This is a genomic window from Frateuria defendens (assembly GCF_001182895.1).
GTDB classification, from domain to species: Bacteria; Pseudomonadota; Gammaproteobacteria; order Xanthomonadales; family Rhodanobacteraceae; genus Frateuria_B; species Frateuria_B defendens.
The window spans coordinates 1-9,785 of sequence record NZ_LFQR01000162.1 but is presented as its reverse complement, the minus strand read 5'-3'; the positions used below and the strand labels follow the sequence as shown (position 1 = coordinate 9,785).

Annotated in this window: 6 protein-coding genes; 4 read left to right on the top strand and 2 right to left on the bottom strand. The window is 67.8% G+C overall.

All coding sequences use genetic code 11. The features are described 5' to 3' along the window. Positions 1-393 precede the first annotated feature (393 nt). Positions 394-3,312, top strand: a complete 2,919-nt coding sequence (locus tag ACH65_RS17265) for a TonB-dependent receptor plug domain-containing protein (RefSeq protein WP_049623873.1) — start codon at positions 394-396, stop codon at positions 3,310-3,312. A 131-nt stretch (positions 3,313-3,443) separates the two neighbouring features. On the opposite strand, the gene ACH65_RS17260 is transcribed toward ACH65_RS17265, so the two are convergent. Beyond that, complete coding sequence (locus ACH65_RS17260) at positions 3,444-5,438, bottom strand: UvrD-helicase domain-containing protein (RefSeq protein WP_049623872.1); 1,995 nt, start codon at positions 5,436-5,438, stop codon at positions 3,444-3,446. Between the two features lie 113 nt (positions 5,439-5,551). Here ACH65_RS17260 and ACH65_RS17255 point away from each other — a divergent pair, with 113 nt between their 5' ends. The 3 genes from ACH65_RS17255 to ACH65_RS17245 all read left to right on the top strand — a co-directional run bounded on the left by ACH65_RS17255 (position 5,552) and on the right by ACH65_RS17245 (position 8,423). Then, a complete protein-coding gene (locus ACH65_RS17255) occupies positions 5,552-6,907 on the top strand; it encodes an NAD(P)/FAD-dependent oxidoreductase (protein ID WP_049623871.1) in 1,356 nt (451 codons plus the stop codon). Between the two features lie 81 nt (positions 6,908-6,988). Then, positions 6,989-7,621, top strand: a complete 633-nt coding sequence (locus tag ACH65_RS17250; RefSeq protein WP_049623874.1) for a thymidine kinase — start codon at positions 6,989-6,991, stop codon at positions 7,619-7,621. 25 nt (positions 7,622-7,646) lie between these two features. Next, positions 7,647-8,423: a hypothetical protein gene (locus tag ACH65_RS17245; RefSeq protein WP_049623870.1), complete on the top strand. Its 777-nt coding sequence runs from the start codon at positions 7,647-7,649 to the stop codon at positions 8,421-8,423. A 457-nt stretch (positions 8,424-8,880) separates the two neighbouring features. On the opposite strand, the gene mutM is transcribed toward ACH65_RS17245, so the two are convergent. Further along, positions 8,881-9,708, bottom strand: a complete 828-nt coding sequence (mutM, locus tag ACH65_RS17240) for a bifunctional DNA-formamidopyrimidine glycosylase/DNA-(apurinic or apyrimidinic site) lyase (RefSeq protein WP_049623869.1) — start codon at positions 9,706-9,708, stop codon at positions 8,881-8,883. Between the last annotated feature and the right edge of the window lie 77 nt (positions 9,709-9,785).

Genomic DNA, 9,785 nt, shown 5'->3' with positions numbered 1-9,785 from the left:
ATAGATCAGAGCATCCTTAATGGCTGGCGCCATGCTAATGCTTTTGCATCGCGGCCAATGGGCTGCGATGGCCGGGTAGGGGTAATGCTGCCCGGCTGAAGAAGGCGTCCTGGCCTGACGGGGGTCATTCAAGTCGAAATCGAAGGCGCTGTCCCATGGGCGGCTTAGGGGTTCTTTTTGCCCATGGCCGCCGCGCCGCGGCCCGCGATTATCGCGGGCCGCCAGGGTGAAGAAAAGGGAAGCGGGGGCGGATCAATGCAGGTCTGCGACGACGGTCATGAGGCCGCGTGATGGGGACGCTCATTGCTGGAGAGGTGCGCTGGTTTTCAGCGTCGCCCATTGGCTATTTGGGAAAGTTTCTTTGTTTAACCGTGACAGGGGAGATTTCGCATTATGAAGGAGCATGCCAATCGCACACTCGCCGTCGCCATTCGCCTGGGGCTGGCCGTGGGTGCGTTCGTGGCCGCCAACGTGGCTTTTGCCCAGGCCGATAGCGATGGCAATGGCCAGCCGCCGTCCTCGGCGCCTGCCCCGGCTACCAGGAACCTGCAGGCCGTTACGGTGACCGGTTCGCGTATCCGCAGCGTCGACGTCCAGACGGCGCAGCCGCTGGTCACCATCACCCAGGCCGACATCCAGAAGACCGGCTTGGTCAACGTGGGCGACATCCTGCAGAACCTGACCTTCGCCGGCCAGCCGACCTTCAGCAAATCCTCGGTGCTGGCCAGCAATACGGAGCAGGGCGGCCAGTACGTCAACCTGTACAACCTCGGCGAGAACCGCACCCTGGTGCTGGTCAACGGCAAGCGCTGGATGACCAGCCTGGCGGGCCTCACCGACCTGTCGACCATCCCGGCGGCGTTGATCGACCACATCGACATCCTCAAGGACGGCGCCTCGTCCTTGTACGGTTCCGACGCCGTCGCCGGCGTGGTGAACATCATCCTGCGGGATCACTACGAGGGCGCCGAATTCAATGGCTCCATCGGGCAGCAGCAGGGCGGCGACGGCCGCCAGCAGGCTTATTCGGTCACCTTCGGCACCACCACGAACAAGTCCTCGCTGGTGTTCGCCGCGACCTACAACAAGACCGATCCCGTCTGGGCGAACTCGCGCAACTACACCCGCTATACCTACGGCCCGTACTTCGGCCTCGAGGGCTTGAGCGGCACCGGCCCCTGGGGCCGCGTCACGGGTCCCGACGGCACGCGGTACGTGATCAACCACACCGGCAACTGGAACGGCCAGGGCATGGGCGCCGATTCGAGGAACCTGGGCAACTACCACGAAGGGCCCGATTACCCGAACGACTACTACAACCCGACCCTGCAGATGATGGAGCAGATTCCCAACGAGCTGAAGTCGGTGTTCACCCAGGGCAGCTACAACCTCACCGACAACATCCGCTTCAAGGCCACGGGCATGTACGCCGAGCGCGACTCGTCGATGCAGGTGGCGGGCTATCCGTTCAACACCGCCATTCTCACGCCGGGCATCAATCCCGCGGTCGTGTTGAGCGGCGACAGCTACTACAACCCCTTCCCGGGACAGGACGTGGATGTGGCCCGGCGCGTCACCGAGTTGCCCCGCGTCACCAGCGAAGAGGCCAAGTCCTTCCACTTCGACGCCGGCCTCGACGGCGAATTCCAGGTCGGCCAGTATCCCTGGAACTGGGATGTCGGCTTCGACTACAACAAGTACGACGTGGATTCGACCGGCACGGGCAACCTCAACCTGCTGAACATGCAGAAGGCGCTGGGCCCCTCCTTCCTCAATGCGAGCGGGGTCGTGCAGTGCGGCACGGCGGCCAGTCCGATCTCGCTCAACCAGTGCGTGCCGTTCGACATCCTCGGCGGCCCGAGCGCCTCCACGCCGGACGCGTTGAAGTACATCAACGCGCTCGAGCAGTCGCGGATGCAGGACATCAGCAAGGACTTCACCGCCAACATCACCGGCGGCCTGTTCGAGATGCCGCTCGAGGCGGGCACCTTCAGCTTCGCGGCGGGCATCGAGCACCGCTCGATCGACGGCTTCAACCATCCCGATCCGCTGGCCAGCCAGGGCTATACCACGGACCTCGTCAGCGGCCCCACCAGCGGCGGCTACACCACCAACGAGGCCTACGTGGAACTGAGCATTCCGGTGCTGAAGGACCTGCCGGGCGCGAAGGCGCTGTCGTTCGACGTGGCCAGCCGCTATTCGCACTACAGCAACTTCGGCGGTACCACCAACAACAAGTACAGCTTCCAGTATTCGCCGATCGAGGACCTGAAGTTCCGCGGCACCTTCGCCAAGGGCTTCCGGGCGCCGACCATCAGCGACCTGTACGGCGGCGGCTCGCAATCGTTCGACTACTACACCGACCCTTGCGACGCCGTGTACGGCTCCACGGGCAACGCGACGGTGGCCAGGAACTGCGCGTCCGCGGGCTTGCCGGCCAGCTTCCGCCAGACCGACACCGCCGGCAAGCCGGTCAAGGGCGTTCCCAACCAGAGCACCACGCCGTTCTGGGTGAACACCGGCAACCCCGATCTGCAGCCCGAGAAGAGCATTACCCGCACGGTGGGCGTGGTGTACAGCCCGCACTACGTGGAGGGCCTGGACGTCATGCTGGATTTCTACAAGATCCGCATCAACAGCACGATTACCAGCATCGACGCGAACTACACCCTGCAGCAGTGCTACCAGTATTCGGTGCAGGCCTTCTGCGACCAGTTCAGCCGCGACGCGAACGGGCAGGTGGTCGGCCTGCGCGAAGGCACGACCAACCTGGGTTGGTTGCAGACGTCCGGCTACTCCCTGAGCGTGAACTACCGGCTGCCGGCGTTCTCGTTCGGCCAGCTCACCCTGTCCCTCGATACCAACTATCTGGACGAGTACACCACGCAGAGCAAGCCGGGCGCGCAGAAGATCAACACGGCCGGACAGTGGGGCATGCCGCACTGGCGCGCCAACGCGGGGGTGGACTGGCAGCTCGGCAACTGGGGCGCCACCTGGGACGTCCGCTACTACGGCGCCTTCCTGGACGAGTGCTTCAACACCGATCCCGCCCAGCACTGCAACATGCCCAACTACAACAGCGTGAACTGGGCCTATGGCCCGGGCGCCGACCGCATCGGCGCGGTGGTGATGAACGACCTGCAGGGGCGCTACAAGCTGCCCTGGAATGCGAGCGTCGCCCTGGGCGTGCGCGATGTGTTCGACAAGCATCCGCCGATCACCTTCACCGTGACCAACAACAGCTCGACCTACATCGACCCGGCGCTGGATCTGGGCCGCTACGTCTACCTGCAGTACAACCAGAAGTTCTGACGGGCTTGCCCGTCGGCGAGGATGGCCGGGGCTCTGCGAGGACCCCGGCCTTGCCGTTACTGGACAGCGGTAAGGCGAGGCCGGCCTTCAGGCGATGCCGTACAGCGCGCCGAGTCCCATCCCGCCGCGTCTTATGAAGAGGCCGCGTTGCCGGCCAGCATCGCCGCAATCCTCGCCATATGCGATTGCGCCGTCTCGCGCACCACTTCCTTGTCCGCCTCCGGGTCGCGGCCCTGCCAGTGCAGGTCGTCCTGGGGCAGTTCCTGCAGGAAGCGGCTGGGCTGGAGGGTGAGGATCTCGCCGTACTTCTTCGCCTTGGACGAGAAGGACAGGGTGAGCAGCTCCTTGGCGCGGGTGATGCCCACGTACATCAGGCGGCGCTCCTCATCGAGGCGGCCTTCGTCCAGCGCGCCCTCGTGCGGCAGGGTGCCGTCCTCGCAGCCGACGATGAAGACGAAGCGGAACTCCAGGCCCTTGGCCGCGTGCAGGGTCATCATGCGCACGGCGTTGCCGGGGTCGTCGCGGTCGGCGTGGCTGAGCAGGGCAAGCTGGGCGGCGAGGTTGCCGGCGCCGTCGCTGCCGCGCTGCATGGCGCGGAACCATTCGGTGAGCTCGCGCAGGTTGCCGAGCTTGCGGTCGCGCACGGTGGCGTCGGGGATGCTGGCGAGCAGGTGGGTGGCGTAGCCGGTGCGCGCGAGCACGCGCTCGACCAGGTCGGCCGCGCTCTCGTGCAGCGAGGCGCTGCGCAGCTCGTCGACCAGCTCGGAGAAGCCGGCCAGCGCCGCGGCCGGGCGCGGCGAGAGCTGGCGCAGCGCGGCGTCGCTGCGGGTGGCTTCCAGCAGCGAGCATTGCTTGGACTGCGCGAGCTGGCCGAGCTTCTCCAGCGTGGTGGCGCCGATCTCGCGCTTGGGCGTGTTCACCACGCGCAGGAAGGCGGCGTCGTCGCTGGGGTTGGTGAGCAGGCGCAGGTAGCAGAGCAGGTCCTTCACCTCGGCGCGGTCGAGGAAGGACAGCGCGCCGGTGAGGTGGTAGGGCACCTGGGCCAGGCGCAGCGCCTTCTCCAGCGGCCGCGCCTGGAAGTTGCCGCGGTAGAGGATGGCGATGTCGTGCCAGCGCGCCTTGTGCTTCTCCGCCAGGGTGGCGGCGATGGCGGCCACGCGCTCGGCCTCGTGCTCGCCGTCCTTGCATTCGAGGATGCGTATCGGCGCGCCTTCGGGGTGCTCGCTCCACAGCTTCTTCTCGTGCAGGTGCGGGTTGTGGGCGATCAGCGTGTTGGCGGCGCGCAGGATGCGCTTGCCGCAGCGGTAGTTCTGCTCGAGCTTGATCACCTTCAGCTGCGGCCAGTCGCGGCCGAGCTGCTCGATGTTCTCCGGGTTGGCGCCGCGCCAGGCGTAGATGGACTGGTCGTCGTCGCCCACGCAGGTGAAGCGCCCGCGCTCGCCGGCCAGCGCGCGCAGCAGGCGGTACTGGGCGTCGTTGGTGTCCTGGTATTCGTCCACCAGCAGGTAGCGCAGGCGCTCGCGCCAGGCTTCGCGGCATGCGGTGTCTTCTTCGAGGATGCGCAGCGGCAGGCGGATCAGGTCGTCGAAGTCCACTGCGTTGAAGGCGGCCAGGCGGCGCTGGTAGAGGTCGTAGAGGGTGGCCGCTTCCAGCTCCTTGGGGCTGCGCGCGGCGGCCAGCGCCTCCTCCGGCGAGAGGCCGGCGTTCTTGGCCCGGCCGAGCAGGCTGCGCAGGCCGTGCAGCACGTCCGGCTTGGCGCCCTTGGGGGCCAGTTCCTTGACCAGCCCCTCGCTGTCGTCCGCGTCCAGCACCGAGAAGCCGCGGCGCAGGCCGGCGCGGTCGTGCTCGATCTGCAGGAATTTCAGGCCCAGCGCGTGGAAGGTGGAGACGGTGAGCGCGGCGGCATCCTCGCTGCTCACCAGCTTGCCCACGCGCTCGCGCATCTCGCGCGCCGCCTTGTTGGTGAAGGTGATGGCGGCGATCTTGGACGGCGGCAGCTTCAGGCGCTGGATCAGGTAGGCGATCTTCTGCGTGATCACCGAGGTCTTGCCGGAGCCGGCGCCGGCCAGCACCAGCAGCGGGCCGTCGCAGTACTCGACGGCGGCCAATTGTTGGGGATTGAGCATGGGTCGAGGCGATGCGGGAGCGGCAAGCGATGTTAGCAGAGCCCCCGCGCGCGTCCGGGGCGGCATAATCACCGGCTTGCGGCTGCCAAGGGGGCGGCCGATCGGGGGACAGCATGACGGAACGGGAACGGGAACGGGAAAGGGACGGGGTGGTCGAGTCGTGCGACGTCGCGGTGATCGGCGGCGGGCCGGCGGGCAGCACGGCGGCGGCGCTGCTGGCGCGGCGCGGCCATCGGGTGATCGCGTTGGAGAAGGCGCGCCATCCGCGCTTCCACATCGGCGAGTCGCTGCTGCCGATGAACCTGCCGGTGTTCGAGCGGCTGGGCGTGCTGGAGAAGGTGCGCGCGCTCGGCGTGTACAAGCCCGGTGCGGATTTCGAGGCGGACAACGAGCGCGGCTACAACACCTATGCCTTCGCCCGCGCGCTCGGCGACAGCCCGCCGCACGCCTACCAGGTGTGGCGGCAGGACTTCGACAAGATGCTCTACGACCATGCGCGCGAGAGCGGCGCGGAGGCGCGCGAAGGGCACGAGGTGGTGCGGGTCGAGCAGCGGCATGCGCGCGAGACGCGGCTGGACGTGCGCACCGACGACGGGCGCGAATATGCCGTGCAGGCGCGCTACGTGGTCGACGCCAGCGGCCGCGACGCCTTCCTTGCTTGCCGCCGCAAGCTGCGGCGCAAGAACGCGGAGCACCAGAGCGCGGCGATCTTCGGCCACTTCCGTGGCGCCCAGGCGCGGCCGGGCGAGGACGCGGGCAACATCAGCATCTACAGCTTCGCCCACGGCTGGATGTGGATGATCCCGCTGCCGGGCGGCGTGATGAGCGTGGGCGCCGTCTGCCGGCCGGATTACCTCAAGCAGCGCAAGGGCCGCACGGTCGATTTCCTGCTGGAGACGCTCGAGGGCAACCCCGCGCTGTGGCGGCGCCTGCGGCAGGCGGAGCTGATCGACGGCGAGGTGCGCGTCACCGGCAACTACTCCTACGACTCCTCCCGCATGGGCGGGCCGGGCTGGGTGCTGGTGGGCGATGCGTTCGCCTTCCTCGACCCGGTGTTCTCCTCCGGCGTCTACCTGGCGATGAGCGGCGCCGAGCGGGCGGCCGAGGTGGTCGATCAGGCCCTGCGCGAGCCGCGCCGCGAAGCCGCCCTGCTGCGTCGCCTGGAGAAGCGCCAGCGCACCGGCATGGCCCGCTTCGCCTTCTTCATCTACCGCTTCAACGGGCCGGTGATGCAGTGGATGTTCCGACATCCGCGCAACACCTGGCAGCTCGAGCAGGGCGTGATCTCGATGCTCGCCGGCGACCTGTTCGACACGCCGCGGGTGCTGTGGCGGCTGCGGCTGTTCAAGCTGGTCTACGCCCTGAGCGGGCTGCGCGACTGGCGCCGCTGGCGCACCGAGCACCGCTACCGCCTCGCCCAGGCGCGCATCCGCTTTACCGGCGGCACCACGCCGCTGGACCAGGAATGACGCCGCCCGCCCGCCTCGCCGGCATGCAGAGGCGGGCGCGCTGCGCGTACCATGCACGGCCAAGCCTTCAGACGCATCGCCATGGCCAAGCTCTACTTCTATTACTCGGCGATGAACGCCGGCAAGACCACCACGCTGCTGCAGAGCGCGTACAACTACCACGAGCGCGGCATGCGCACGCTGATCCTCACGCCGGCGCTGGACGACCGCCACGGCGAGGGCGTGGTGGCCTCGCGCATCGGCCTCAAGGCCAACGCGGTGCGCTTCGGCGGCGAGGAGAACCTGTTCGCGCGCGTCGAGGCGGATCTTTCCGCGCGTGGCCCCCTGCATTGCGTGCTGGTGGACGAGGCGCAGTTCCTCACCCGCGCGCAGGCGTGGCAGCTCACCGACGTGGTGGACAAGCTCAACATCCCGGTGCTGGCCTACGGGCTGCGCACCGACTTCCGCGGCGAGCTGTTCGAAGGCAGCCGCTATCTGCTGGCCTGGGCCGACAACATCGACGAGATCAAGACCATCTGCCACACCGGCCGCAAGGCCACCATGGTCGTGCGCGTGGACGAGCAGGGCCGCGCGGTCACCGAGGGGCCGCAGGTTGAGATCGGCGGCAACGAGCGCTATGTCTCGGTGAGCCGCGCCGAGTTCAAGAAGATCACCGAAGGGCGCGGCCGCATCGCATTGCAGCAGCCCGTGCTGCCGCTCGGCGAAGGCCATTGAGCGGCGCTCTCCACCAGGACACCCCATGACCGATTCCACCGCCGCTCCCGCCTCCTGGCCCCGTCCCTACTGGCAGCCGGGCGACGAAGAAGCGCTGCTGCAGTTCTACGTGTTCGGCAAGTTCGACACGGACCTGGCGATTCCCGCCGCGCGCTACGGCAGCGACGGCCTGCCGGAGGGCGTCGAATTGCAGCGCTTCCAGAACGCGGTGCTGCGCCGCTGGGAGGGCTATCCGTTGATCGGCGCGCTGGGCGCGCTGCTCAAGGAGGATGCGCCGGAGGTGTACGAGCAGGCGCGTCTCGCACCCGAAGTGCTGGTGGTGCGCGGACGCATCGCCGACCGCGACTCGCTCGACTACCTGCGCGACACGCTGGGCGTGATCGCCGCCCTGCTCGACGTGGGCGGCAAGAGCGTGCTCGATCCGCAGATCCTCTCGCTGCACGACGCCGACACATGGCGCCGGCGCTACCTCGTGCCCGGCGGCGCGCCGCCGCGCAGCCACGTGCTGATCGTCTGCCGCGAGGACGAGGCCGCCCCGGGCCGCTTCCACGTCCACACCCGCGGCCTGCGCAAGTTCGGCCGCCCCGACGTCAGCCTGCGCAACGTACCCGAATCGGCCACCAGCCAGGCCGGCCTGCTGTGCGAACGCCTGGTGGAGATGCTGGCGCTCGGTGCGCGCTTCGCCGACGGCCAGGAGCTAGAAGTGGGCGGGGTTTTTGGTAGTCCGGTGGTGCGCCTATCCGGCGACTATGAGGATCCGCACTTCAACAACAGGACAGTTGAAATGCATTTCCCTGCTTGACCGAGCTTCAAGCCACAAAAAAAGCCCTGTTGTACAGGGCTTTTCTTGGTGCGCAGAGGGCCGATGGACTCAAAGGAGCGGGTTTTCTCGCCGCGCTGCCATGGGAGGCGCCAAGAGCAGCTCGGCGTTCAGTGAATATGATGCCCCTTTCGGGGTGACGGCTGGACACCAACTACACCGATAAGTGATCCACTTCTTGCATGCGTCAGAGGTGGGATCGGCATTGCATTGCGCTTCCCAGTCAGCGCAGACGCCGCAGTCCGGAGCGGCCTGACTTGGTGCCGAATGAAATAAGGAAAGGAGTCCGAGTGCCACGGCGACTGCAAACGACGCGCCTGCTGCTTTCATGGAAATCTCCCTATTTGTTGGTGTCCTTTAGCGGACAATCCGATTCCATCACAGGATTCTGTGCCACGCAATAAATTGCGAGACGGGCGATGGCGATCCAAGGCTCGGATTATTTCTGGCAGCGCGGGCACCAGTAGGTGGAGCGTTGGCCGAGCACTGTCTGGCGGATCGGCGTGCCGCAGGTCTTGCAGGGTTCGCCCTCGCGGCCGTAGACCATCAGTTCGCGGAAGAAGTAGCCGGGGGCGCCGTCGGGGTTGAGGAAGTCGCGCAGGGTGGTGCCGCCGCGCTCGATGGCCCAGGCGAGGATGCGCTTCACTTCGGCGGCGAGGCGGTCGTAGCGTTCGCGCGAGACCTTGCCGGCAGGGCGGCGCGGGTCGATGCCGGCGGCGTGCAGGGCCTCGCTGGCGTAGATGTTGCCCACGCCGACCACCACCGCGTTGTCCATCAGGAACAGCTTCACCGCCGCGCGGCGGCCGCGCGAAAGGTGCCACAGCATGGCCCCGTCGAAGGCCTCGGTGAGCGGTTCGGGGCCGAGCGCGGCGAGCAGGTCGTGGGTGGCGCCCGGCGGTTGCCAGAGCAGGCAGCCGAAGCGTCGCGGGTCGGTGAAGCGCAGCACGCGCGCGGGCTGGCCGGGCGCCGCTTCCAGCGCGATGTCGACGTGGTCGTGCGGGCCGGGCGGTGCGTCCGCCGGCAGCACGCGCAGCACGCCGGTCATCCCCAGGTGCAGCAGCGCGCTGCCGGCGGCGGTGTGCAGCAGCAGGTATTTGGCGCGCCGTTCCACCGCCTCGATGCGCTGACCGGGCAGCAAGGTGGTGATTTCGGGCGGGATCGGCCAGCGCAGGTCCGCGCGCCGCAGGGTCACCGCGGTGATGCGCCGGCCGACCAGGTGCGGGGCGATGCCGCGGCGGGTGGTTTCGACTTCGGGCAGTTCGGGCACGGTGGCGGAAAGTCCGACGGGCGCCGCCTCGCGGGAGACGACGCCCGTCCGTTCGGGCTAGGAGCGTGGGCGGTAGA